The 24698-nt window shown below is 62.1% G+C and carries 20 protein-coding genes; all 20 read right to left on the reverse strand.

The features are described 5' to 3' along the window. Window positions 1-81: 81 nt before the first annotated feature. The 20 genes from L4X63_RS19035 to L4X63_RS19130 all read right to left on the reverse strand — a co-directional run bounded on the left by L4X63_RS19035 (window position 82) and on the right by L4X63_RS19130 (window position 24566). Window positions 82-705, reverse strand: a complete 624-nt coding sequence (locus tag L4X63_RS19035) for a hypothetical protein (RefSeq protein WP_250680245.1) — start codon at window positions 703-705, stop codon at window positions 82-84. A gap of 9 nt (window positions 706-714) precedes the next feature. After that, window positions 715-3726 carry a type IV pilus secretin PilQ gene (locus L4X63_RS19040; RefSeq protein WP_250680246.1) on the reverse strand — a complete coding sequence of 1004 codons (3012 nt, stop codon included), beginning with the start codon at window positions 3724-3726 and terminating at the stop codon, window positions 715-717. Window positions 3727-3736: 10 nt separating this feature from the next. Then, a complete protein-coding gene (locus tag L4X63_RS19045) occupies window positions 3737-4285 on the reverse strand; it encodes a pilus assembly protein PilP (RefSeq protein ID WP_250680247.1) in 549 nt (182 codons plus the stop codon). After that, window positions 4269-4865 carry a type IV pilus inner membrane component PilO gene (locus tag L4X63_RS19050; protein ID WP_250680248.1) on the reverse strand — a complete coding sequence of 199 codons (597 nt, stop codon included), beginning with the start codon at window positions 4863-4865 and terminating at the stop codon, window positions 4269-4271. The genes L4X63_RS19045 and L4X63_RS19050 overlap by 17 nt, the downstream gene beginning before the upstream one ends. An 18-nt stretch (window positions 4866-4883) precedes the next feature. Further along, window positions 4884-5489 carry a PilN domain-containing protein gene (locus tag L4X63_RS19055; protein ID WP_250680249.1) on the reverse strand — a complete coding sequence of 202 codons (606 nt, stop codon included), beginning with the start codon at window positions 5487-5489 and terminating at the stop codon, window positions 4884-4886. Then, complete coding sequence (gene pilM, locus L4X63_RS19060; protein ID WP_250680250.1) at window positions 5486-6538, reverse strand: type IV pilus biogenesis protein PilM; 1053 nt, start codon at window positions 6536-6538, stop codon at window positions 5486-5488. The genes L4X63_RS19055 and pilM overlap by 4 nt, the downstream gene beginning before the upstream one ends. A 21-nt stretch (window positions 6539-6559) precedes the next feature. After that, entirely contained in the window at window positions 6560-6757 is a 198-nt protein-coding gene (locus L4X63_RS19065; RefSeq protein WP_250680251.1) for a helix-turn-helix transcriptional regulator, read from the reverse strand. A 178-nt stretch (window positions 6758-6935) separates the two neighbouring features. Beyond that, window positions 6936-7559: a pilus assembly protein PilX gene (locus L4X63_RS19070; protein ID WP_250680252.1), complete on the reverse strand. Its 624-nt coding sequence runs from the start codon at window positions 7557-7559 to the stop codon at window positions 6936-6938. 9 nt (window positions 7560-7568) lie between these two features. Next, on the reverse strand, window positions 7569-8804 hold the full coding sequence (locus L4X63_RS19075) for a PulJ/GspJ family protein (protein ID WP_250680253.1): 1236 nt from the start codon (window positions 8802-8804) through the stop codon (window positions 7569-7571). A 3-nt stretch (window positions 8805-8807) separates the two neighbouring features. After that, entirely contained in the window at window positions 8808-9188 is a 381-nt protein-coding gene (locus L4X63_RS19080; protein WP_250680254.1) for a type IV pilus modification PilV family protein, read from the reverse strand. Further along, complete coding sequence (locus tag L4X63_RS19085; RefSeq protein ID WP_250680255.1) at window positions 9163-9642, reverse strand: pilus assembly FimT family protein; 480 nt, start codon at window positions 9640-9642, stop codon at window positions 9163-9165. Before L4X63_RS19085 ends, L4X63_RS19080 begins: the two co-directional genes overlap by 26 nt. 286 nt (window positions 9643-9928) lie before the next feature. Then, entirely contained in the window at window positions 9929-10354 is a 426-nt protein-coding gene (locus L4X63_RS19090) for a hypothetical protein (protein WP_250680256.1), read from the reverse strand. Window positions 10355-10396: 42 nt separating this feature from the next. Further along, entirely contained in the window at window positions 10397-11152 is a 756-nt protein-coding gene (locus tag L4X63_RS19095) for a hypothetical protein (protein ID WP_250680257.1), read from the reverse strand. A 37-nt stretch (window positions 11153-11189) separates the two neighbouring features. Continuing rightward, on the reverse strand, window positions 11190-12500 hold the full coding sequence (locus tag L4X63_RS19100; protein ID WP_250680258.1) for a PilW family protein: 1311 nt from the start codon (window positions 12498-12500) through the stop codon (window positions 11190-11192). Between the two features lie 41 nt (window positions 12501-12541). Next, window positions 12542-12940 (reverse strand): prepilin-type N-terminal cleavage/methylation domain-containing protein, encoded by a 399-nt coding sequence (locus L4X63_RS19105; RefSeq protein WP_250680259.1) that lies wholly within the window; start codon window positions 12938-12940, stop codon window positions 12542-12544. Then, window positions 12927-13466: a prepilin-type N-terminal cleavage/methylation domain-containing protein gene (locus tag L4X63_RS19110; protein ID WP_250680260.1), complete on the reverse strand. Its 540-nt coding sequence runs from the start codon at window positions 13464-13466 to the stop codon at window positions 12927-12929. Before L4X63_RS19110 ends, L4X63_RS19105 begins: the two co-directional genes overlap by 14 nt. Further along, window positions 13466-21235 (reverse strand): hypothetical protein, encoded by a 7770-nt coding sequence (locus L4X63_RS19115; protein WP_250680261.1) that lies wholly within the window; start codon window positions 21233-21235, stop codon window positions 13466-13468. Before L4X63_RS19115 ends, L4X63_RS19110 begins: the two co-directional genes overlap by 1 nt. 45 nt (window positions 21236-21280) lie before the next feature. Next, on the reverse strand, window positions 21281-22012 hold the full coding sequence (locus tag L4X63_RS19120; RefSeq protein ID WP_250680310.1) for a DsbC family protein: 732 nt from the start codon (window positions 22010-22012) through the stop codon (window positions 21281-21283). A 194-nt stretch (window positions 22013-22206) separates the two neighbouring features. Next, window positions 22207-22845 carry a DsbC family protein gene (locus tag L4X63_RS19125; RefSeq protein ID WP_250680262.1) on the reverse strand — a complete coding sequence of 213 codons (639 nt, stop codon included), beginning with the start codon at window positions 22843-22845 and terminating at the stop codon, window positions 22207-22209. Window positions 22846-23192: 347 nt separating this feature from the next. Continuing rightward, window positions 23193-24566, reverse strand: a complete 1374-nt coding sequence (locus tag L4X63_RS19130; RefSeq protein WP_250680263.1) for a sigma-54-dependent transcriptional regulator — start codon at window positions 24564-24566, stop codon at window positions 23193-23195. Window positions 24567-24698 lie beyond the last annotated feature (132 nt).

Genomic DNA, 24698 nt, shown 5'->3' on the forward strand with positions numbered 1-24698 from the left:
GGCGGCGGCAGCTGCCCCTCGTCGACGCTGACGTTACATGGCCCCCTCGTCCGAGGAAGTGCCACCATGGACCCTTGCTGTTTATTTGTCGGTAAAGTCGGTCAGCCGGATCAAAACGAATCCCGGCACGGTGATGGTCGCCACCTTGTTGGTGTTCACCTCGACCGCCTCGAAGGAGACCGTCGCACGGTATTTGTACATGAGGCCGGTGCAGAGCAGGTCGTTGGAGAGAAAGGTCTTCAACTCCTGCGACACGATCCTCACGGGAACGGAGACCGTGCTGCCGGCCGGCACCACGATACCGCTCGTCAGGAACTGGGTCTGGTAGACAGCAGGCAGGGCGGGAGTAGTGCTGTCATCCGGGGTCAGGGTCAGGATGACCTTCTGGATCATCAGGTCGGAAGCCGACGTCGGGTTGGTCTGGCCGGTGTTGCCGCTCGTCCAGGCGGTGCTGGTAACGCTGTAGTTTACGTCGTCGGAAGCGAAATGGGGGACACTGGTGGCAAGACACGCCTGTGCCTTACTCTGGGTGGTGGCGTCGACCCAGGTAGCTTCGTCCGAGTCCAGAGGTACCCCGGGAGAGGTCGCCGTGGCGTAGACGGTGGCGAACTGGCCGACTCCGGCTGCTTTGGAATCCCCGCAGGAAGTCAAGGCAACGGCGGCCAAGGTACCGATCAAAAGCGTGGCCAGAAACTTTTTCAACATACTAACTCCTTAAATGACCACCTTGGGCGTGATGAAGATGAGCAGTTCCGTCTTGGTCTTGGTTTTCGAGTTGGATTTGAAGAGCCACCCCAAAAGCGGAATGTCGGAAAGGAACGGAACGCCGGTGTCCGACTCCGTGTCGCTGTCGACGTAGATGCCGCCGATGACGGTGGTCTCCCCGTTGCTGACCACCAGCTCGGTGGTGGCCTCCTTCTTGTTGATCGGCGGCGGCGAACCGGCTCCCGGGGAGTTGTTGCTCGCCTTGATCTTCATGCTGACCGAGCCGTCGGCGGTGATGTGCGGCGTCACCTCGAGGGTCAGCGCCGCCTCGACGAACTCGGTCTTGGTCCCTTCCGCGGAGGTGGTCTGGTACGGGATCGACTGCCCCTGGGAGATCTTGGCCGCCTTGTTGTTGAGGGTCACCACCTTCGGCGTGGAGATGATCTTGACATCGCCGATGGTCGCCGCAGCCGAGAGCCGCATGTCGAGCTGGATGTTGGAGTTGAGCTTGCCGAAGGACATCCCCATCCCGATTCCGCCTGCGCCGGTGGAGGATGGGCCGGCAGAGGAGACGACACCGCCGAACGCGGAGTCGATCGTGTTGATCCCGGCGAGGGAGGCGGAGCCGTCCTTGTAGTTGAGCCCCCACTGTACGCCGAGGTCGCGGGTGAAGGTGGAGGTGGCCTCGACGATGCGCGCCTCGATCATGACCTGCTTCTCGGGGGCGTCCAGGGTCTTCAGGAGCTGCCTCATCCGGTCCAGCGCCGGCTGGATGTCGGTCACGATCACCCGGTTGGTACGGGCATCCTGGATGATGGTCCCCCGCTCGCTTTTGAGCGCGGCGAACTGGGTCGCCACCTCGCCGATCGCGGCGTAGTTGATCTCGAACACCACCGTCCGCAGTTCCATGTTGCGCTCGGCGGCCTTCTTGGCGGCCAACTCCTCCTCGGCCTGGGTCTGCATCTTGGAGCGGGGCTTGATCTGTACGATGTTCCCCTCGCGCTGCATCCCGAGCCCCTTGGCGTCGAGGATGACGTCGAGCGCCTGGTCCCAGGGGACGTTGACGAGCTTGAGGCTGATGGTTCCGGATACGTCGTCGGAGATCAGGAAGTTAAGGTTACTCACCTCGGCGATCAGCTGGAAGATCTTCCTGATGTCGGCGTCGGAGAACTCGAGGGTGACCCTCCTCCCCCTGTAGACCTTCTTGAACGGACGCACGGTTTCCTGACGGGGGAGCTCGGTCACCGACTCGTCACGGGGTGCCGCGGCAAGTTCCTCGGCGACCTCGCTCTCGGCGGCTCTCGAGGCGGCGTGGCGGGGCGGCTCCACCACGGGAGCGGTGGGGAGCTTGGCGGCTACCGCCGGAGCGGGATTAACCACGTCGAGTACCAGCACGTCGCCCTTTCTCGCCATCGAGAAGCGGGGGTTGCCGCGGAGACGGACCAGGAGCTTGGCGACCGGGAGCCCCTTGAGCCTCACCTGGTACGGAGTGATCGAGAGGACGGGGGAGCCGAACTTGGTGGTATCCATGGCGCGCTGGAGCGGCTTGGGGACCACGCAGTTGTTGATGGAGAGCGAGATCCCCTGGGGGCCGTGGAGCGGCTGGCCCGGCTGGCAGCTCCCGTGAAGCTTCATGGTGATGCGGGAAACGCCGTCGACGACCTTGAAGTCGACCGACTCCAGGGTGGGCTTGGAGAGGCGGGCCGGAGGTACTTCCGTCCTGAGGCTCTCGCCTGCCGGTACCGGAGGTTCGACCGCCTTGGGAGCCGGCGCCTTGGGAGCTTCCGGGACCTCGGATTTCGCGGCCGGCGCGGGCACTTCGGAAGCCGGGGCCGGGGCAGTTTCGGCAGCGGGAGCGGAAGGACGGGGTGCCGGCGCCGCGGCAACTTTGGCCTTCTCAGCCCCCTCCGGCATCAGCCTGATTTTCAGGCCGAGGTCGGTCTTGACCACCTCGTAACGGGGAAGAGCGGCGCCGGAGGCATCGAGCACCACCCGTGCCTTGTCAGGAGTGGTGCCGACGCGGGCGCTGGCCACCCCGAGGGTGTTGATGGGATACACCTTCTTGTCGAGCACGCTGCCGACCCCGAAGATGTCGAGCACGATCCGGTCCGGCTTGCGGAGCTTGAAGGAGTTGAAGGTCTGGACCGTTCCCCCCTCGATGGAGAGCTCCACCCCGTCGGAGGAGGGGAGCACCGCGTTGATCTTGGGACCGCCCTGCTTGGCGGCCTTGGGGGCGGGCTTAGCCGGAGCTTCCTTGGCCTCGGCCTTGATCGCCCCGCCACCGGCAGCGTCGGCAGTGGCGGCCGGGGCGACCTCGGCGACCTTCATTTCGGACGGCTTCACCTCGGCGGCGCTGGCGTCGATACTCTTGAGCTCGGCCGGCTTCACCTCGGCGGGTTTGACCTCCACCGGCGGGGTGGCGGCCACCACCGGGGCGGCGGCCGGTGCTTCCAGGGCGACAGGCTTGGCCTCAACCTTGGCGGCGGCAGGCTTCTCCTCGGCCTTGGCGGCGACGGCCGGGGTCTCGGCGGCGGGAGCCTCCTGCGGCTCGGCCTGGGCCGACTTCCCTTCGTCGATCGGCTGCAGGTTCACCACCAGGCGCTTGCGGTCGTTGGGGTCGGTGGAAGCGACGAACTCGCGGTCCTTCACCAGGGCGATCTCCACCCGGGTCAGCACCCCTCCCCCGACCGGCTGCTTGACCACGTCGATCCGGCGCACGTTCCCGCGGTTGACCTCCATCGGGGAGCTCACCGCACCCGGCTCGGTCTGGGAGATGTCGATCACCACCCGGAACGGCTCACCCGCCTTGTAGGAGGTATAGGTAAGCGGCCGGTCGCTGACGATCTCGACCCGGTTGGCGTCAGGCGAGACGGTGACCGATTGCAAAGCGGCAAAGGCGGAGACCTCCGCGGGTGCCGTCTCGTTCGCGGCGGACATCCGTTTGACGCAGCCGGTGGGAACGGTCATCAGGGCGGCGAACGCCATCAAATGACAGAGGATGCGGCTTGTGCGTATTCTCATCGATTGCTCCTTACCTTTTCTTGGCCAGGGTCAGCACGGTTCTCTTCTGCCGCATCTGCCGCCCTTCCTTGTAACGCTCCACCACCTCGACGGCCGACGAGGTGATCTTCGTGATCCGACCATTCCTGTTCCCGATCTCCATCCCCGGCGAGACCACGTATCCCTTGCCGTTGGGGTCCACCACCAGCGCCCGGTTCTCCCTGAGCCCGGCCACGATGCCGACCACCTTGAACCTGGTGACCTCGAAGCTCTGGATCGGGAGGAGGTCGGGGTTCACCGCCACGGAGGCCTGCGGAGAGGCGGGGGTGGCGGCTACCGGCGCCTGGGGTGCAGGGGGAGCATAGGGGCGGAACGGATCGCGCCGGGATGTGAAGTCCAGCTGGGGGGCCTGCTTGGTTGCGCTGGAGATCTGCTTTTGCACCGGGGCTACCGGCTGGGCTTTGGGCCGTGGCAGGGCGGGCGCTTTGGGCGGAGGCGCCCCCTCTTCCTTTTTCTTGCACCCGGCGACCAGGGCCACCGACAGAAGCAGGCAGAGCGCGAGGCTATTTTTTCTTGTCATTCTTTATCTCGCTTTTCTCGAGGAAGCGGAAGGTGGTTGCGAGGCAGGTCACCTTGAGGGTTATCCGCCCGTTGGCGTTTTTTATGTCACTCACGTTGACGTTGTTGATGTTGACGATGCGGGGGAGGTTCCCCACCGCGACGAAGAAATCGGCCACGTTGTTGTAGGTTCCCGCCACCGCGATGTCGACCGGGACCTCGGCGTAGAACTCCTTGGGGACCTCCGACCGGGGGCGGAAGAGGAGGAAATCGAGACCCGCGTTCTTGCCGGCCGAGGAGATGCTGGTCAAGAGGGAAGGGATCTCCTTCTGGTTGGGAAGCTCGGTGAGCGCCGTGTCGAGATCCTGCTTCAACTGCTCGTACTCCGCCTTGTAGCGGGGAAGGTTGTTGGCGATCGCGCGGTTCTCGCGGATCTGCCGCTCCATGTCGTCCACCTTGGTCTGCAGGTCCTTGAGGGCGACCATCTGGGGCCGGTACAGGAAATTGAACAGGAGCCCCCCTTCCATAATCAGAATCAGCGCCAGGATGGCGACCTTCTGCCTGGTCGGGAGCTTGAGTATCTTTTCTACGCGAGGATCCATGGTTGTCCCTTTGGGCGGTTACGGCTTACCGGCAGGCGGTACGGGCGCGGGTTTACCCGGCTGGCCGGGAGGTACCTGGTCGGGTTTGTCCTTGATCTGGAAGGTGAGGTCGAAGCGCTTGGCCTTGAGCCCCCCCTGGTCGGCCTGCTCCGAGACCTGGAGCTCCACGTTGGCGAAGGAGCCCGAGGCCTGGAGATTCCTCATGAACTGGGCGATCAGCTCCTCGCTCATGGCGTAGCCGCCGAGGGCGACCGCGGTGCCGCTCTCGGTGTACTTGGTCACCCAGAGCTGGTCGGGGACCGCGGCGGAAAGCGCCGCCCAGCGGGAGGAGGGGCCGGTCTTGCCGCGGCGCAGCTGGGCCAGCACGTCGAGCTTCTTCTTGACGTCGGCCTGCAGCTTCTTGAGGTTGTCGATGGCGCCGATCTTGGCCTTGAGGGACTTGAGCTCGGCGTCGGCCGCCTCGATCCGGTTCTTGGCCACGTTGACCTTGCCGAGCATGATGAAGTACATCATCATTCCGACCAGCAGCACGCCGACCATGGAGATGATCAAAAGCGAGATCTGCTGCCTGATGGTCTCTTTCTTCTTGGACGCCCTGACGGGGAGGAGGTTTATCCGTATCATTTGTCTCCTAACCTCCTGGTCGCCAGCCCGACGGCAACCGCCAGCGAGGGAGCGACCTCGTCAAGATACTCCTTGTCGAACTCCTTCTCGCTCACCGCCACGTTCAAGAGCGGGTTGAGGACCTCCGTCGGGATCTGGAGCCGCTGCTGGACCGCTTCGGCCAGCTGCGGCGTTCTCGCTCCCCCGCCACTCAAAAGGGCCCGGGAGATCTTCCCTTCTCCGGCCGTGGTGTTGTAGAAATCGAGCGACCGGCGCATCTCCAGCGCGATGGTGTCGTTGACCCGCTGCAGGATCTCCTGGAGTCGCGAGTCGTCGTTGGCGGCCGCGGTCAGCTTCTTCATCTCGGCGCTCTTGCTGTCGAGACCGAACTGCTTCTGGATCTCCTCGGTGTAGAGGTTGCCCCCCATCTGGACGTCGCGGGTGAAGAGCGAGATCCCGTCTCTCACCACGTTGAGGTTCATGATGTTGGCGCCAATGTTGATCAGGGCCACCACGTCGTTGGGATCGACGTTGTAGTTGACCTCGAAGGCGGTCTGGACCGCGAAGGCGTCCACGTCCACCACGATGAGCTTCAGCCCCGCTTCGGCGAAGACCGCAATGTAGTCGTTGATGATGTCCTTCTTGCTGGCCACCAGCAGGACGTTCATCTTCGAGGGGTCCTGCTCGTCGGGGGAGAGGATCTGGAAATCGACATTGACGTCGTTGATGTCGAACGGGATGTACTGTTCGGCCTCCCAGTGGATCTGGTCCTCGAGCTCCTCGACCGGCATCACCGGCAGCGAGATCTTCCTGATGATCACCGCGTTGCCGGAGATGGAGCAGGTGGCCTCCTTGGCCTTGATGTCCAGGTTGGCCAGCAGGGTGCGGATGGTCTCCACGATGGAGGAGCTGTCCATGAGGGTGTTGTCGACGATCGCCTCGGGAGGGAGCGGGAGTATCCCCAGGCTCATGAGCTGGTAGCTCCCTTTCGACTCGCGCAGCTGCACGAGCTTCACCGAGTTTGACCCGATATCGACACCGACTATGTCCTTCTTCTTGGCGAAAAGCATGGCTTGGTCCTATGGCGGCGGTTAGTCCTGAAAAACCTTCTCTTTCTCGGACAGGGAAAAGCCCAAGGCAAGAAGGATCTTGCGCTTGGTCTCCATTCGGCAGTCCTCGCCCCGCTCGATCCGGTCGATGGTGATCGGCGACACCCCGGCGATACGCGCCAATTCGGCCTTGCTCATCAGCCGCTCTTCACGCAACTTCTTGACACTGTTCATGATCATAGATGGGACCCGCTAGAGAGTTTGCACAATTTTCGAGCCATTTAATCTCAATTACAAAGAATGTCAAGAAATTACTTCAAATTATGCATAATTATGTGCCTTATTGAGTCCGGTTAAAGAGAAATAATCGGAAATAGTGCATCACAGTGATATCGGACACAACATGTAGGGGTGGGGATCAATAGGCGTACAGCACGGAAAGTTTCGCCTTCTCACGGACGGGTCCGCCCGAGCGGCTGCCCGAAACGGCGATCGAGTAGAGGATGGGGACGTGGCGGGGGTGGACGATGTCGTCCTTGGAGCTTACCCCCCCTCCGGTGTCGAGGAAGTCGATGCCGCTTTGGTCGGTGTTGCCGGCCACGGTATCGACGATCTTCGAGGAGACCTGGAAACCGGCGGCGTCGCCTCCCCCCTTGAGCCGGAAGACGGCGTCGGGGGATTCTTCCGGGTCGCCGGAAACCTGGGCGGGGGTGCAGGAGCTCCACTGGTCGCTTGGGTGGTCGATCTTCTGCCTGAGGCAGACGAACTGGGGGACCTTCAGGCCGACCAGGGCGAACTCGCGCTCAAGATCCCCGGCCGAGGCGGAGTTGAAGAGCCTGGGGATGAGCTCCTCGGTCATCAGGTCCACCCCTCCCCTCGCCGCCGCCAGCGCCGTCCGGTACCGCTTCTGCCCGGCGGAGAGTCTCGTCCCGGTGATGACGACGTAGAGCAGCGAAAGGGAGATCACCAGCGCGAGGGTGGTCAGCATGAGCGCCGTCACCAGGGCGGCCCCCCGCTGGGATGTCGGACGGGAGAGGGACATCGTGCCTCCTTAGAAGTTCTTGGGCTGGACCACGATGGTGTAGACCTTCCAGTGGTACTGGCGCCAGTCGGGTGTGAGGAGAGCGAAGGCCTGCTGTCCCCAGCGGCTTCCCAGGACCTTGCCGGTCCCGCGGTCGAGAGCCGGATCCCCCACCACCAGCGGAAGGTCATCCAGCGGATAACGATACGCAGGCTCCCTTTTCCCCTGCTGGGCGAGGAGGTAGAGACGGATCTCCTTCACCCTCTCCCGGACCTCCTCCGCCGAGGCCGCGTCCTGCAGTCCCTCGCCCAAGTCGCTTACGTGGTAGCCGTTATCAAGCAGGTAAATCACCTGCAGGTCGGCCACGCAGTCGAGCAGCGGATAATAGGCGGGACGGTCGCTGTTCTGGCTGATGACGGTCTTGTAGAGGGTGCCGGTACCCCGTGCGCAGAGCGGGGATCCGCCGTCATTGAGCGGCGAGGATTTGATGAAGTAGTCGGCCCGGTTGTAGGGATAGCTCAGGGGAACGAGCTTTCCCGAATCGTCCCGCCGGGCGATGCCGTAGACGAGAAAGCGGTCCTCGGGGGCAGAGGGGGTGAAATCCTGGGGGATGGGGGTGTTGAAATGGAGGGTGAAGGCCACCGGAGAAGCGCTCGACGAGGTACCTTCGCCGGTGGAGACGGTCGTTGCCACCAGCGTCCGGGTGGGGCCCTGGCCGGTTACCTCGCTTTTAAGCACTACCGCCCGGTCGCCGTTGCCAGGCACGAGCTCGGTGGCGGACTTGCTCGGCTTCACCACGGCTCCGGCGGCTCCCCAGGTCAGGTAACTCCACCCCTGCGAGGCGGTCGACATGCCGAGTGCGCTCCCCTTCAAGACCAGGTAGTCCGAGCCGTTCATCCCGGCGTTGTCGCCGCTCGCCACCGCCCGCGGCGGCCTGGGCACCTTGCTCACGGGGTCGACATCCTCGTAGATGTCGACCTTGGTGCCGGGATAGCCGTCCACCATGATCTTGCCGAGGCAGGTCTCGCGGTACGCGATCCCGGCGGGAAGCGACCAGGGGAGCCCCATCCCGGCCGATTCCAGGTCGATGCGGAGCACCTCAAGACCGATGAGCCCGCCGATGTCGGTCTCCGCATTCTTGCTGGCCTGGGCCGAGCTGGTGACGATCCGGTTGAAGGAGGCCGAGATGACGGTCATGACCACCGAAAAGATCAGCATCGCCACCACCAGCTCCACCAGCGTGTAACCGTGCAGGCCGCCTCTCATGTCTCACCTTTTCTGGAAGGAGTAGATCTGGTGGGTACTGCTCACATTATGGAAGCCCCAGGTCACCGTCACCGTCAGCCGGTAGTCGTTACTCTTGTCGTGCATCGGGGTCTGGTCCCTCACCACCGTAAAGGCGTGATCGATGCCGTTCACGCTCTTTCTGGCCACCGTCATGGAAGAAAAGCCGCTGTTGGCCCGGATCGAGTTCATCTGCTCCTCAGCCACCATCATCGCCTCTTCCCGGAGCCGGTTGCGGGTGTTGTGCTGAAGGGCCACCACGATGGATTGCAGAAGCCCCAAAAGCCCGACCGTCAGGATCAGGATGGCCATCATCAGCTCCACGAGGGTGAAGCCCCGGTTATCGCGATGTGACGGATTCGCCATGGCAGTCACTTCCCGAAGCGAGTTTGCCGATCCTCACCCTGATGTTCCCCACCACCACGCTATCCACCGCCGCCCCCTCCCCTCCCTCCGTGCAGATGGTCCGCTCGTTCTCGGTGGTTCCCGTCTCGTCGAAATCGAGCACGTTGCCGGTCTTGCTCTGGACGACCGGATAATCAAGCACCCTGACGTCAACGGGCTCGGCACCGCCATCGCGGTCGGTGGCCGTCGAGTAGGTCTCCAGCCTAGTCGGGTAGACCTTGAGACGGACCGGCCGGCGCTGGTAGATGGCGGTGGCCTTGACCCGCATGATGTCCGCCTGGATCCCCCTGGCCTGCGACTCGACCTGGTAATTCCGGAAGTACTCCCTGAAGCGGAGGGTTCCCACCGCGAGGAGAATGGCGATGATGCCGATCACCACCATCATCTCGACCAGCGAATAACCGCGCTCGTCCATAACGCCCCCCGGCTGTGGGACTTCGGCCGCGGCCGGCAGCGCCGCCCCTGGCTGGTTAATTTTGGGATTCGAAAAGGGATAGAAAGAGATTAATCACGCTTAATATTAACACGGCGGGAGGGTGAAGAAAGGGCCGCCCGAATTTGCCATAGAAAGAATGGTGAATTCACGCGGCCCTGCGGGGAGAAGAACGCCGGCCGGCGGAAAAGGCGTTGAAGAAGCCTTTTCTTGGGGGGCGGAGACGTGCCGGTGTTGCGGAAGTGGAGGGAACGTTTTGCCGCGGCAGCTACTGCGAGCTGCTGTAGCGCCCCCACCCTGTCCATCGTTTCTGCGGATACGGCACGGGAAGCGGGGCCGCCATCCCACCGCCGCCCCCCCCTCCACCCGTACCGGTCGAGCGATTGGTGGAGTTGCCGGACTGGAAGCTTCCCCGGTCGAAGTAAGACGGTACCCTCGGGGTGACAACGGGAACCGGTACCCGCGGAGTGGGGACCGGCACCGGCAGGGGCGGAGGAGCCGCCTGCGGTGCCGCATTGGCAGGCCCCGCGTCGCCGGGAAGACCGGGAGCGTAGCTCCCTACCTCGATGACCATTTCCTCGTGCGGTGGGTTGTCGTTGCGGTGCCGCCAGAAGTAGGCTCCGACGGCTGCGTGAAAGATCAGCGACCAGACGAGGAACTCACGCAGATTTTTGTCGAACGGAAGAAGGGCCAAAAAGGATGATGCTCCTTGCGAAAAGGACGGAGTGGCGCCACCTCAGTACGCGTAGAGGAAGGAAAGGTCGGCGGTCTCGCTTGGGTTGTTCGACCGTTCCGCCTGGACTTCGATCCTGAAAACATACGGGATATGCTGCGGTGCGATGTTGCTCTGGGTCTCGGCCACCCCGGAGCCCATGAGGCTCGTCCCGCTCATGTCCGAGTTCCCCGGGACGGTGTCCACGATCTTGGAGAAGACGGTGAAGGCGGGAGCCCCGGAGGCCCCAGGCACCGTGAACTTGAAGTCGGGAAGATCCTTAGGCTTGAGCGAAGTGGCGGTCACAGCTCCCCCCGGACTGGGACAAACGGTGCTCCAGGCGGGCCCGTACCCACTCCCCATTCCCCCGGTGACCAGCTGACCGCTGGGCGAGCTGGTCAGCTTGGCACTCAGGCACTGGGCAGCGACCGTCGCCGAACCGTAGTTCGGGCCGAAGGCGAGGTCGTTGAGGCCACTGAAATTGGAGGCGATAGTCTGGAAAGTCTGGGCGATGGTGGCAGTGCTCCCGCTGGCGATGGCCTGGTTGATGACGTCGCCGCTCATGAGCATCTGGGGGATCAGATCCTTCATGATCATGTCGCTTCCGCCGTAGGAGGCCTGGAGGGCGGACTTGTAACTCTTTACCATGCCGCTTTGCTTGGTGGCCACCGTCATGAGGTAGAGGGCGCACAGGATCACCACCAGCGCCAGGAAGGTGAGCATGAGCGATGTGACGAGGGCGATGCCCTGCTCCTCTTTTAGTTTCTTCACAGCCTTCATGGTGTTCCCTCGTGCAAAGCGACTGGTATCTAATGGTTTACTGGTTGGAGACCAGGTTCTTCGGACGGATGACAAGCTTGTAAACCTTCCAGTGGTAATGAGTCATCTCGGGGGGGAGCGTATAGGTCGCCAGCGTCGAACCAAGCGGCGTGGCCCCCTCCTCGCTTGAGTACATGTTGATGGGAATCGACGAACTGGTGTAGCTCTGGTCCTTGTTGCCGTCCTGGGCGAGGATGTAGACCTTTATCACCTTGAGCTTGGTCCGGATCTGCGCGGGATCCCCTACCGCCGACAGCATCTGTGCGGAAAGCGTTGTAAGGTCCGGCGTGGGCGAAACGGAGCAGCTGATCCCTGCTCCGGCGAGGTTGGTCCAGGTATCTACCATGCCGGAGCCGGTCTTGGTGGCGTCAGAAACCATGGTTCCGGAAGAGTCGAACATGTTCCAGCCAAGCACCACCCGCATCGCCGCCACGCAGTCGAGGACCGGCTGGTATTCCAGGTTCCCCCCCTGCGGATCGTGCCGCACCACGCCACGGTAGAGGATACCGGTATGGGGGGCGCAGTAGGCGGGAAGCTTCCCGGCGGTGGTTGGAGTCGCCACCATGTAGTCGACCCTGTTGAAGGGCATGCGGGGGACGGTGCCGCTTCCCCCCAACCCGTAGATATAGACGACGTCCTGCGGAGTCAGCGGGCTGAAGGAAGCGGGGAGACCGCTGGGGGAATAGGTGGTCCAGAACCTTCCGGTAGAATCTTTCAGCAGATCGTACCCCCCCGTGGTGGAGCTGATGGAACGGTCCAGCGCGATGACCGCGTCGCCGGCGTTGAGGTTACTTCCGACGGTCGGCCACGTTTTGGGGGCTTTCGGGGGAGCCGAGGTGTAGTTGAGATACGACCAGTTCTGCGCTGCCGGTTGGGTACCGAGCGAGCTCCCCTTGATGGCGAGGTAGTCGCTGTTCCCGAGCGACTGGTAACTGACGCCGTCGCTGCCGACATCGGTGGCGATCCCGGCGTTGGCGGTCCCCACCAGCGCGCGGGGGATCCTGCCGGCCGTGGCGCTGTCGTTAAGGGCCGCGGCCAGCGTATGGGCACCGTCGACCTCGGAATAGTTGGGAACTCCGCTGATGTTGTAGGAAGTGGGGAGGCCGAACCCCGCCGCCGAGAGATCGTGCCGCATCATCTCCAAGCCGACCATCCCCGAAATGTTGCTCTCCTCGCTTTTCATCAAGCCGGAAGAGAACTTCAGCAAGGCGGAAAAGGAGTTTGCCACGACCATGATGACCACCGAGAAGATGGCCATCGTCATCACCATCTCGATGAGCGAAAAGCCTTTTTCCGACCTAAGCCTCATCCGTAAAAACCTCGTTTTCAACAGCTGGCTCCGGTTTCCCATCACTTGCTCACCATGGTGGCCAAGTTCTGGCTGTATTGTGCCCCTTTGTACCGCCAGGTGACCCGGATCTGGAGATCGGTGGAACTGGGGGATACGTAGACATGGGTGCGTACCGAGGAGTAGGTGGCCTGGGCCATCCCGTTGTTGATGGAGCGGGGCTGGCTGCTGCTCCGGCTCCAGGGCTGGGCCTGGCTCACCGAAAGGTTGGTGAAGGGCTGGTTCACCTCGTGGGCCATCAGCTCATCGCCGAAGGTCATCCCCTCGGCCCGGAGGGTATCCTTCATGCCGTTGCCGATCGCCACATAGACCGACTGGAACAGGCCGAGGAGCCCCACCGAAAGGATGAGGACCGCGACCAGCAACTCGATCATGGTGAACCCTTTTTCACTTGAGGACACAGGTTCCCCCCTGGATGATTCCGACGTTGGTCTTGGCCGTCTGTACGGCGACCACGTTGACCGATGGGCCGTTCACGGTGGGCGACACGGCGAGGTAGAAGGGATCGGATCCCGTCAGACAGGACATGCAGCCGCGAGTGTCGAAGGTAAGGACGTAGTCGCTCAGCGTATCGTACGATCCCGAACCGCCGGAGAGGTACTGCTGCATGGGGTACTTCACCGTCTTGCTCTCCGTGACGACCCCTACGGTGTCGGCGTCGGAACTGTAACACCGGAAGAGGTAGCCGCCGGGGTTCACGACCACGGTGTACTTCTTCTTGGTGGTGACCGCCTTGAGGCGGATATTGTCGAAATCGGCCTGCATCTGTTTGACCTGCGACTCTATCTGATACTTCTTGGTCATGCTGTTGAAGTTCATGGTGACGATCGCCAACAGCGCGCTGGCGATGGTGATGACAATCACCAGCTCCAGTAGAGTAAAGCCGTCACTGCGATGCAGAACTCTGGGCGATCTAATAAGAGACATCACTTCTCCTGAATGTGCAACAGTTTTTTGGTCGGCCCGGGGCGGTTCATGCCGACCATGCCGGAGCCGGTCGGCGGAACGCCCGAGATCGGGCTGGACAGCCTGCGCATGTTGTACCCCTGGTTGGTGGGGTTCTGGAACGCGGTCGAGAGCTGGATCTGCTTAAGGTCACCGGTGGAGACCTGCAAGAGGATACTCCCCTTCATGGTTGCCGCCAGCGGCTGGGCGCCGGTGTCGTACTTGAAGGCCCAGATGTAGGTCTGCCCCCCCACCCCGCACGGGTCGGCGGTCGGCATCAGGGTACTGAAGAAGACCGTTCCGTTGGTGTTCGCGTTCGGGTTGGTGATCACCCTCTCCGCGTTGTAGGTGATGGTCGAGTTGTTCTGGATCACGTTCTCGGAGGTGGCCAGGTTGATGTACCATCCCTGCTTCCCGGAGGTAAGGGTGGAGGCCGGTGCAGTCGAGGCATCCCCCGTCTGGTTCTGTAAGGTGGAGACCCCACTGATCACGTTGGAGTCCGAGCAGGTGGAGGAGAAGGCGTTGGACGTCCCGGTCGGGATGAAGTCGGGGCTTCCGCTGTTCATGGAATAGCAGGGGTCGGTAACGCCGTAGATCCTGAACGGCCCGGAGACCGATGCCATGTCGTTCTTGTAGAAGAAGCGGCCGGACCCGAAGTAGACCCAGAGCTTACCGACGGCACCGGTGCCGTTGGCCTTCCACCGGGCGGAGGTATCCTGCAGCTTGGTGACCGAGGTGGTGACCGGTCCGGTACCGGTCATCATCTTGGTTACCGTCCAGTTGTTGGGATTGGGATCCTGATGGGTCAAAACGCGCAGGACGCCACCCTGATTCCAGTTGGTCTGGGTGCTGTCGGCCTGGACGTAGCCGACATAGAAGGCATCGTCGCTGTAGTTACGGTCGGTATCGATGACGGCGGTCGTGAGTGTCCCCGCGAAGGCGTAGGGAACTCCGGTGTTGATCTTGGCCGCCACCTGACCGGTCCCGATGTCCACCACGAAGAGAGTGAGGTTCTGGTCGGACTTGCCGTAGAAGGTATGGGTGGTCGACTCGATGGGGCCGGTGGGGCCGGAGCCGAAGACGGCAAACCATTTCCCGTTCTTGGTCGCCCTGGTGTCCCCGGCCACCCCGATCCTCACCACCGCCGGCCCCGTAAGCGAGTAGCCGAGGTTCCCGCCGGCGTTGAACTCCCAGAGCGGTTTTACGGCTCCCTGGTCGCTGCTCCCCGGCGCTATCGACGGATTGGTGACGTCGAGGGCGAAATAGGAAGAGTAGCCGATCCCGGAGACCGGGGTCTTGACGCAGGTGCCGGTAGCGACGTTGTCGGTGCAGGTGGCGGTCTGGTCGCGCGAAGCGCCGCCCAGCCCCATGCCGCCGATGAGGACGGTCCGCCAGCTCGTCTTGTCCATGTCCAGATTCCCCGAATCCAGGGTGGTCATCTTCTGGCACTGCTCGTAGTTCGTCGAGCTGCAGGCAGAACTGCTGGTGCTGGATACGCCGATGCTCGCGTCGAAGAGGCTTACCGTGTTGTCGACGTAGTAGATGTGGATGTAGTTGGGATCCCCCAGGTACCTCAGGTACGGCAGGGCGTTCATCGGGATGTAGGCCCATTCCTCGCGGCCGAGGTCGCTACCCAGGCTTCCGGCGGAGGGGTAGGTCGCCAGCGAACCGTTGTACAACATCTGCGCCTTCTTGGTGTTGTCGATGGCACCGGTGGTGGTGAACTGGTTGGAAACGTCGAGTACCCCCAGCCGGAAGGCGTGCAGCATCCCGTCGTTCCCCCCCACGAAAACCATGCCGCGGTTGAGGTAGTTCTGGGACCCGGTGAAGAGGGAATACGACGAGTCATTGAACCCCTGGGGCCAGGAGGCGGCATAGGTGTTGAGCGCAAGGTTCGAATCAAGTTTCGGGGTGGAGCTGACGATGTCCCCGAGCTTCCACTCGCGCTTGCACCCTTCCGCATCGGTCCAGAGACAGGGCTTGATGGTGACCTTGCGGCTTCGCCAGCTGGGATCCGGCGTTGAACCGTCGGCAAGGACAGGGTCGATCCCGGAGATGTAATCCACCAGCGTATTGGCCTCGCCCTGGGACGACACCTGCATATAGCTCTGGGCGGTGGCGTTGTTGGTGAAGGTACCGCCGCTGATGAACCTCGTGAAGGGACTCCCGTTGACGGAATCGACCCCGCTGCCGATCACGACGCCGTCGGAGTTCGCGGTGCCTAAAAGCGTGTAGATCTGGCGCGGATCGGTGGAGAGGTTCCGGTCCCACAGTTTGCGTCCGGCTTTCCAGAGGCTTTTCAAGGTGTCGAGCGAGGCGTCGCTGCTCTGGGTAACCAGGCTGGTGCCGTTGCCGAAGACGTCCTTCAGGAGGGTGACCGTCGCCTGGTTCTGGGAGTAACCGAAGCTCACCACGTTGTCATCGGTGAGCGACAGCTTGTAGTCCTGGTTGGTGTCTTCCCTGACGGTACTGTTGCCGAGGTACGGATCGACGTAGAACCAGAGGTTCTGCAACTCCCCGATCCAGGAGGTCACGTCCTGCAGCTCCGTCTTGTTGTCGCTGGCCAGATAGGAGAAAACCTTCTTCGGGAAGAACACCGCCTGCAGGAGGTTTGCCCCGCTTCCCTGGCTGTTGTTGAGGATCGAGGCGGCGGTACCCGAGGCCGAGGAGGTGGCGATCTTCTTGAATGCGTCGCGCATGTTGGACACCATCGACTGGTAGTCGGTCGCCCAGTACATGGGAACCTTTCCGCCGCTGCCGTAGTTTGCGGTGTTCAACATCAGGTTCTTTGGATCGCAGGCGCTCGTCGACGACGAGTCCGGCCCGCTGTAGGTCACGTAGGTGGTGACGTACTCGTTGTTGATGGAGTGGTCGGCAACCTTGGTGAGATCCCAGATGTTCCGGTTGTAGGCCATGGACGCCAAGGCCGCCACGTTGGTGCTCCCCTTGAAGTTGGAACAGAAGCTCGCGTACCTGGACCCGGTAGGATTCAGCGTGCTGTTGCTGGCCAGCGTGTTGACGTGGGCGTTCTGGTCGGCGGTGGAAGAACCGTCAGTGATGATCAGTACGTTGTTGAGATAGCAGCTGGCCGACGGCGGCGGCTTGGTGGCATCGAAGTCGTTGGTCTGCAGCCTGGTCGGTTTGGTGTCCGCCAGCGAGAAATTGGTGCTGTTGGTCAGGTAGGCAAGCCCCTCGTAGAAGGTCTCCGCAAACGGCGTCCAGGAAGTCCCCTGGAGGTTGTCGATCACGTTGATCAGGCCGGTGGAGTGGTCTCCGATCGGGTCGCCGATGTAACCCCCTGCCGGAATCTTCCCGCCGTCGGTCTTGACGACGACGTTACACGAGTTGGAAGCGCAGTCCGAGTTGATGAAGCACGCCTTGCCGGTGTCGGAGCAGACCTTGGTGCAGGGTATCGGGCTCGAGGTGTTGGTTATCCCGTCGTTGCACTCGGTCCCCGCGCCGTCGTAGTTGAAGGCGAGCACGCCAAAGCCGATGTAGTTCTGGAACTCCTGGATGAGACCGGTGGGCGCCTGCTGCTGGTACGCCTTGGCCAGGTAGTCGGCCACCGCAGGGCCGAGGGCGTTAACCCCCGCGTCGATGACGAAGGAGGGAAGGTAGTTGGAGCCGGAGGTAGCGGTAGTGCTAGTCGGGTCGACCACCTGCTGGGCTTGCATCTGTCCGCAGAAGTCGGCCATCTGGTTCGATTCACAGGTGCCGTCCCATTTACTCCCGTCATAGCAGAGGCCGATGTACCCGGTGTCCCTCCCGTTGATGAGCGAGTGTTTCAAGACCGAGGAACAGATCGCGTCGCCTCCCTGGTCGTTGGTGATCAAGGTGGCGGCGACGGTGGCGGAAACGGAACCGTAGTTGGTGGACCAATCGTCGGTGCAGTCCTTCTCCAGGGAGTTCATGTTGCCGTTTGCGGCCCCCTTCACGCAGACATGCAGGGCGTGAATGACGCCGTTGGCCTTGTAGTTGGTTCCTCCGACCGGCGCTGCGAGGCAAGTGTCGATCTTGCTGGAGTCGGTAAAGGCCCCCGTGCAGGACGTGATGTTGTAGGGGCCGTCGTAGATATCGATCCGGCTGGTACCGTTTTGCACGACGGGGTTGACGTAATCGGGATCGGAGGCATTGGGGCCGCGCACGACGAAGGTGAGGTTGGAGACATACTCGACCGAATTTTCACCTTGGGTGCTCGAAAGGATCTTGACGAAACGCTTCCCCATGCAGCCGCGCGATTCCGCCACCAGGCTGTTGGAGGGGACGTCGAATTTGCCCCCGGTAAGGATCATCTTCTGCAGGTCGAACTTGGAGGTCACCAGGTAGTTGATGAAATTCCCGCGGGCGATGAAGCCGTTAACCACCTTGCCGTCGGAAAGGGTAACCGACGCGATGGTCCTGGTCCCCCCCTGGGAGACCGGCGTCCCCGCAGACATCGCGACACAGAAGAAAGGGGTCCGGAAGGTGCAGCTCGACGGCATGGTGTCGCCGGCAGGGATCGGTTCGAACCGGCCGCTGGCCGAGTTGTAGCTGTAGTAGGTGTCCTTGTTGAAGTAACCGTAGTAGGTCACCGTGTTGTTGTAGGCGTTGTTGTCGTAGCACTGCCCGGTAGCGTCGTACTGGAGGTCGTATTGGCTGGCCGAGTTGTCGATCATCAGCAGCAGGTTGGGAAGCACCGGCGACTGGACGAAGGGGGGAATGATCGAGTAGTTGCTGAGCTGGAAAACCTCCTGGGTGAAGGTAACCGTCACCGACGAGTTCGAGGTCACGTTGCTGAAGGTGTAGCTGCTGATCACCCCCTTTGACTGGGCGCCGCTGCTCCCGATGGTGACGGATACGTCGCTTATGGAGGCGGGAGCGGTCGGGGTGAAGGTAAAGGTCGGGCTGCTGTTGCCGCAAACGACCTGCGCGGTCGGCGGAGTCACCGTGCCGGTAGCAGTGGTCCCGCTGGCACTGACGATCTGGGACGAGACCGTGTAGAAGGGAGTGAAGGTCGCCATCGCCGTCACGTTGGAGCGGATGGGCGGACTGGTGAAGGTGTAGCTCGTGAACTGCGGGGTGGATATTTCGGCCACCCCGCCGAAGTCGAGCCCGTTGACGACGAAACCCGAGTTGGGAGAGACGGTAAAGGAGACCGGCTTTCCGTTGACCACGTTGATCACCTGCTGGGTCGCTCCGGGGGCCGTTGTGCCGATGAACCCGCCCCCCGAGCTCTGGTTGCACCCGCTGGTGGAGGTGTTCACGGTCACCTGGTATACCGTGTCGTAGGTGACGGAAAGGGTATGGCCGGTGGTCCCCACGCTGGGAACCGTGTAGGTGCAGACGTTGGTGTTGGAGTTGCCGCTCACGGTGAAGTCGCCGTTCGGGCAGGCCACACTCCCGGTAACGAGGTTACCGTCGAAGGAGACCGAACTGATCCCCTTGCCGGAGGGGGGGATGAAGTAGAACGTTTGGGAGGTGTTGAACCCGGCGTTGAAGCTGGTCGACACGATACTCTGGCCGTTGTAGGCGCCGACGGTAATGTCGCCCCCTCCCACGGTGGAGCCGACGATCTGGACGCTGTTGGTCGGTATGAAGCTCACCGCCAGGCTCTGGTTGCTGCTCCCCATCGGGAACTGGTAGGAAATGCCGCTGCAGGAGTATCCACCGGGATTAAGCGGTGTATAGCTCGTTGCCGGATTGACCCCGATCCATTGCAGCGTGTAGCCCGACGCCGGGATAACGGCGTAGGAGGCGGTGGTGTTCTGCCCCCAGGTATTGGAGCCGTTGCAGCTCACGACCGTCCCCCCCGCGGAAGAATAGACACCGTTGGTCCAAACCCTTGGGTTGACGGTGAGCGCCGAGGCGAAGTAGGCGGTGATCGACTGGGCGCTGGTGCCCACGCTGAAGGTGTAAGGGCTCGCGCAGGTGTAGCCGCCGGCCGCGGGATTCAGCATGGAAGTGTACGGGCCGCCGGTGGGACCCGCCGAGACGGTGGTGAGCGCGTAGCCGCTGCCAGGCGTGATGGCATATTGGGCGGTGGAGTTGTCGGGCCAGGTATTGCTGCTGCTTCCCGCCGGGCAAGCCGAAATGGTCCCCCCACCGGAACCGGCCGGGTTGTCAACCACGCCGTTGGTGTAGGTGGTCTGGGTGACGGTGGCGCCATGTCCCCAGTTCACTGTCAGAGTCTGGTTGGTGCCGTTCATCGGGAAGGTGATCGCTCCGCAGGCGGCGCCGGTCGGGGTAATAGTATTGGCCGTGAACGAGCCGGGGGAAAGTGACACCGAAGAAAGGACCTGCCCGTTGGGAGGAGTCACCGTATAAGACGCGATACCGTTGTCCGGCCAGATGTTGTCGGGTCTGCAGCCGGAACCGCAGCAGGCAACGGTACCGGTTCCCCCCACCTGGTTAATGGTGACCGTGTTGGTGCCTGCGGAGTAGAGTGCGGTCACTGTGCAGGCCCCGGTGATCTTTCCGGTGGTGTAGGTATAGTTGCCGCCGGAAGGTCCGGAGGTCGAGCCGGCGTCGCAGCCACCGGCGGTCCCGGTAAAGGTCACGGTGTAACCGCTAACCACCGGGGCGGTGAAGGAGACGATCGAGTTGTAGGCCACGTTGGTCTTGGACGCCGAAACGCTCGCTCCGGTGGGAGCCCCGGCCCCGAGGGCGGAACTGACGGTAAAAGTCTGCACTCCCAGGTTGGCGGTAACGGAGCAGTTCTGGGTCGGGGTCACCGAATAGGTTCCGCTGGAGGGGCCGGTCAGCCCGCAGCCGGTACTCTGGGTAACGGAAGCAACCTGGCATCCGGTGGAAGGTGTGATGGTGAAGCTGCCGCTCGTGCCGCAGGCGATGGAAGCGAACGAGGCCGGGGTGTTGTTGAAGGTCGCTGAGCAGCCGGTCGTTCCGGCGGAGGTGTTCTCGGTGACCGAGTAGTGGTTCTGGGAGAAGTTGGCCTGGACGGTATGGTTGGAAGTCGGGTTAGAGACCGTGACGGAGTTGCCGCTGACCGTGTAATTGCCACCGGTGGTCAGGACGTTTCCTCCTTCGCTGAAGTTATTGAAGCTGTAGCAGGCGTTGGTGGTCGCGGCGGTGAATGTCTGGGAGCCGGTACTCGGAATCTGCACCGACGTCGGGCTCACGGAGCTCCCCGAGGAGCCATCTGTCTGGGCGGAAATGGTGTAAACACGGGTATAGGTGGCGGTGACGGTACAGCCGCTGGTAACGTTGCCGGTCGTATAGGTATTGGAGGCGAAGGTGCCGCCACCGCAGCCGTTTGGTCCGGCGAAAGACACCAGGTAATTGGCGACCGGATTCACGGTAAAGGTGGTGGTGGCGTTGTAGTTGATGGTATTGGAAGTTGGCGAAATTCCAGCCCCGGCAGGCGCCCCCGAGGCGACGACGGCGTTGACGGTCACCGTAGAGGGCCTGATGTAGGCGACCACGGTGTTGTCGACTACGGAAGCGGAGTAGGAATCGTTGTAGGTCGAGGAGCCGTCGGTGTTGTGGGTGATGTTGGAAGTGGAGAACTTGGAGGTGCCATTCCACTTTATGTCGTAAATGACGTACCCCGCGGCAATGGACACGTTGACGGAAGCAGAGTGGGCACCCGAATAGCTGGCAGTACCGGCTATGGAGCTGCTCCCGTAATCGCTGCTGCTACCATTAAGCGAATAGGTAAAGTTGTAGGTTGTCGCCTCGGCCGGGGCGGTACCGAAACAAGCCAGGGCAGCCGCCATCACAACCATCGTTACCAGCAACCGTATCGTATTCTTCATATCAGTCCTCGCCTTGACATCAGCAATCCAACCCACTCGTGAATGCTACAGGGAAATTAGTTTCTTCAGCTCTACCGCGCTCTTCACGCCGGTCATTACCCGGCCGTCGGGAAGCACCATGGTCGGGGTCCCGCTCACGCCGAGCTTTTCGCCCAATTTGAGGGAAGCGTCGACCGGAGCGCTCGGGTCGTTCGCCCCGGCAGCGGGGATCTCCTCACCGGCAAAGGCCTTGTCGAGCAGCTTCGGAGAGTGCTTGGCCAGGATCACCCGTGCCTTGTCGTAGGCCTTCGGGTGCATCTTGAGCGGGAACATCTTTATATAGATGGTAAGGTCCGGCTCCATGCCTGCCAGCTTGAGCAGTTCCCAGTGCAACTGCTTGCAGAAAGGACAGTCGGGGTCGGTGAAGACGAACATCTTTTTCGTGCCGGCCGGGTTGCCGAGGACGATGGAATCTTCCTTGGGGAGCGAGGAGACGTCCACCTTGGTCGGGCTCATGGGAGGGCGCCGCACCTGCGCACCCACGAGCGACCTCGTGGTGAGATCGAAAACCGGTCCCGGCATCAGGTGTTTCTTCGCGTGGTCGAGGTAGGCCACCGAGCGCTCGCCACTCTTTTCGAGGATGAGCTCCCACATGCCGGAGACCGGCGCATCGTGGACTTCCTTGACGGTCACCCCGAGCCCGGACAAAAGCGCATTCGCCTCTTTCACGTCGAGATTATCGGCCGCCGCCAAAGTAGCTGAAGCAGCGACCAGCAAAAGAGCCATCAGGCCCACCATGAACTTCAACACTGCCTCCTCAGGCGCCGCCGGCGCCCTTTTTCTCGTACTCCCCCTCCTCTGGAGGGAGGGGGCAAGGGGGTGGGGGAAGCATCCATGAAGTACCGAGGCCGGCCTCCCCCCTACCCTACCCCTCCCCCTCAGAGGGGGAGGGAAGGTAGATTGACAGACTCCCCCTCAAGTGGGGGAGGAACCTACTGAAGCAGCGCCTTGATGCTCTTGGCGTCCATGACGCCCGGCTTGATCCGGCCGTCGGAGAAAACCAGGGTCGGGGTGGCGAAAATCCCGGCCGCTTCGGCATAGCGGATGTTCTCGTCAACCGCGGCCTTTCCCTCGTGAGCACCGGGGGTGGGAAGGCTCTTCCCGGCATAGGACTGCTCGAGAAGCTTCAGGGATCTCTTCGCGACGATCAGCCTCGCCTTGTCGTAGGCGTGCGGATGGATCTTGAGCGGGAGGAGCTTGATATAGATCGTGAGGTCCGGCTCTATCGTCACCAGCTTCTTGAGCTCCTCGTGCATCTTGGAGCAGTAGGGGCACTCGGGATCGGTGAAGACGAAGAGCTTCTTGGCCCCTTTGGGGTTACCCATGATGACGCTATGGTCGGTAGTGAGCGTGGAGGGGTCGAGGTGCTCGGCCGGTTTCTTGGCCGGGGAAGCAGGAGCACCGCTGACGAGCTGGCGGGCGGCGATGTCATAGATCTGTCCGCCGATCAGGTGCTTTTTGGAATAGTCGAGGTAGGCGACCCCGGTGGTGCCATCCTTCTCCAGGGTCAGTTCGTAGAGCCCTCTCACGGCGGAAGGTTTGACATCCTTGACCGTAGCGAGGCCTTTCATGATGCCTTTGGCCTCATCGAGGGTAATGGAATGGCAGGATGCGCAATCTCCGCTGCATCCTTCCGACATGGCAAAGGACGGGGAAGCAAGGGCGGCAAGTGCGAGGACGGCTAAAACGAGGGGACGAAACCGAACCAACATGCGAGGCTTTCTCCTTACGGCAAAAAGGTGCCGTTTTTGGGGCTGCCAGTGTGGGAGCAACTTCCATGCCACCAAAAACTCTTAGTTTTATCGAGGGGTAATAGTCGTAGAAACGGATAGTTGTGTCAAAAGGGTACCACAGCGGGCGGGAATATTACTATGAAATCTTTTCACAACGGGTGACGCATTACGCAAAAAGTCGCGACCTACCCCATCCCGTACTCTTTCAGTTTGTAGAGCAAGGCGCGGTGGCTGATTTCGAGAAGCCTCGCCGCGTGTGTCCGGTTACCTCCCGTCTGCTCCAGGGCCTTGGCGATGAGGTCACGCTCCAGCGCCTCAGCCCCTTTCTTGATGGATAGCGAGCTCACGTAATCGGTGATCCGCCGCGCCGTGCCGGCCGACCGGCGCACGCTCTCGGGGAGACAGGAAAGACCCAGCTCCTGCGACTCGCAAAGCACGAGGCCGCGTTCGATGCAGTTCTCCAGCTCCCGCACGTTACCCGGCCACTGGTACCGCTTCAGCGCCTGGAGCGCCTCGTCGGAGGGACGGACGCCGGGCCGGTTCATGGCGGTGCCGTACTTGTTGAGGAAGTGATCGACCAGGAGCTCGACGTCCTCGATCCGCTCCCTCAGGGGCGGGATGGAGATGGTGAAGACGTTGAGACGGAAAAAGAGGTCCTCCCGGAAGCGCCCCTCGGCGACCTCCTCGGCCATGTTGCGGGAGGTAGCGGAAACCACCCGGACGTTGACCCGCTGCGAGGTCGGGGAACCGACCCGGCGGATCTCCTCTTCCTGCAGTACGCGCAGGAGCTTGACCTGCAAGGGAAGCGGCATTTCGGCGATCTCGTCGAGGAAGAGGGTGCCGCCGTCCGCCTGCTCGAAGAGCCCGGACTGGTCGTGGGTGGCGTCGGTGAAGGCCCCTTTCACGTGGCCGAAGAGCTCGCTTTCCAAAAGGGCGGCGGGGATGGCGCCGCAGTTGACCGCCACGAAGGGGCCGTCGCAACGGGCGCCATGGTAGTGCAGCGCCCGCGCCACCAGCTCCTTCCCGGTGCCGGATTCCCCCTCGATGAGGACGGTGGTCTTGTGGCTGGCTAACTTTTGGATCAGTTGGAAGACCTCGGCCATCTCGGCGTTGCAGCTGATCAGGCCGTTGAAGCCCTTTCCAGCCTCCACCTGCTCACGCAAGCGGCGGTTCTCCGCCTTCAGACGCTCGCGCTCCTCCGCTTTCTTCAGAACCAGGGAGATCTCGTCGCTGTTGAACGGTTTGGAGATGTAATCGTAGGCGCCAAGCTTCATGCAATCGATGGCGTCGTCGATGGAGCCGTAAGCGGACATCATGATGATCGTGGTTCCGCCGAGGTCAGCCTCGGCGCAGGAGGTGAGGAAGCGCCGGCCGTCCATGACCGGCATCTTGATGTCGCAGAGGGTGAAGTCGTACCTGGTCTCCCGGAGCTTTTCGAGAGCATCGGCCCCGTTGGCGGCGGTATCGACGAGGTATCCCTGCTTCTTCAGCATCACCTGAAGCATATGGCGAAGGTTCTCCTCGTCATCGACGACGAGTATTCTCTTCTTGTCAGGCATTTATGGCACTCCTGTTAAAACATTTGCCACGGAGACACGGAGTAACTTCTGAGAAAACCAAGATCTAGAGTACAACGAAAGAACTCAAACTCTACATTAATAGCTTTTTGATTTGTGGTTTCCCCAGAATTC

This window comes from Geomonas sp. Red32, assembly GCF_023652955.1.
Lineage (GTDB): Bacteria > Desulfobacterota > Desulfuromonadia > Geobacterales > Geobacteraceae > Geomonas.

What these genes read in the sequence shown, in the direction of transcription:
- L4X63_RS19035 (WP_250680245.1), bottom strand. Translation starts at nt 705, where the DNA reads ATGTTGAAAAAGTTTCTGGCCACGCTTTTGATCGGTACCTTGGCCGCC.
- L4X63_RS19040 (WP_250680246.1), bottom strand. Translation starts at nt 3,726, where the DNA reads ATGAGAATACGCACAAGCCGCATCCTCTGTCATTTGATGGCGTTCGCC.
- L4X63_RS19045 (WP_250680247.1), bottom strand. Translation starts at nt 4,285, where the DNA reads ATGACAAGAAAAAATAGCCTCGCGCTCTGCCTGCTTCTGTCGGTGGCC.
- L4X63_RS19050 (WP_250680248.1), bottom strand. Translation starts at nt 4,865, where the DNA reads ATGGATCCTCGCGTAGAAAAGATACTCAAGCTCCCGACCAGGCAGAAG.
- L4X63_RS19055 (WP_250680249.1), bottom strand. Translation starts at nt 5,489, where the DNA reads ATGATACGGATAAACCTCCTCCCCGTCAGGGCGTCCAAGAAGAAAGAG.
- pilM (WP_250680250.1), bottom strand. Translation starts at nt 6,538, where the DNA reads ATGCTTTTCGCCAAGAAGAAGGACATAGTCGGTGTCGATATCGGGTCA.
- L4X63_RS19065 (WP_250680251.1), bottom strand. Translation starts at nt 6,757, where the DNA reads ATGATCATGAACAGTGTCAAGAAGTTGCGTGAAGAGCGGCTGATGAGC.
- L4X63_RS19070 (WP_250680252.1), bottom strand. Translation starts at nt 7,559, where the DNA reads ATGTCCCTCTCCCGTCCGACATCCCAGCGGGGGGCCGCCCTGGTGACG.
- L4X63_RS19075 (WP_250680253.1), bottom strand. Translation starts at nt 8,804, where the DNA reads ATGAGAGGCGGCCTGCACGGTTACACGCTGGTGGAGCTGGTGGTGGCG.
- L4X63_RS19080 (WP_250680254.1), bottom strand. Translation starts at nt 9,188, where the DNA reads ATGGCGAATCCGTCACATCGCGATAACCGGGGCTTCACCCTCGTGGAG.
- L4X63_RS19085 (WP_250680255.1), bottom strand. Translation starts at nt 9,642, where the DNA reads ATGGACGAGCGCGGTTATTCGCTGGTCGAGATGATGGTGGTGATCGGC.
- L4X63_RS19095 (WP_250680257.1), bottom strand. Translation starts at nt 11,152, where the DNA reads ATGAAGGCTGTGAAGAAACTAAAAGAGGAGCAGGGCATCGCCCTCGTC.
- L4X63_RS19100 (WP_250680258.1), bottom strand. Translation starts at nt 12,500, where the DNA reads ATGAGGCTTAGGTCGGAAAAAGGCTTTTCGCTCATCGAGATGGTGATG.
- L4X63_RS19110 (WP_250680260.1), bottom strand. Translation starts at nt 13,466, where the DNA reads ATGTCTCTTATTAGATCGCCCAGAGTTCTGCATCGCAGTGACGGCTTT.
- L4X63_RS19115 (WP_250680261.1), bottom strand. Translation starts at nt 21,235, where the DNA reads ATGAAGAATACGATACGGTTGCTGGTAACGATGGTTGTGATGGCGGCT.
- L4X63_RS19120 (WP_250680310.1), bottom strand. Translation starts at nt 22,012, where the DNA reads ATGGTGGGCCTGATGGCTCTTTTGCTGGTCGCTGCTTCAGCTACTTTG.
- L4X63_RS19125 (WP_250680262.1), bottom strand. Translation starts at nt 22,845, where the DNA reads ATGAAAGGCCTCGCTACGGTCAAGGATGTCAAACCTTCCGCCGTGAGA.
- L4X63_RS19130 (WP_250680263.1), bottom strand. Translation starts at nt 24,566, where the DNA reads ATGCCTGACAAGAAGAGAATACTCGTCGTCGATGACGAGGAGAACCTT.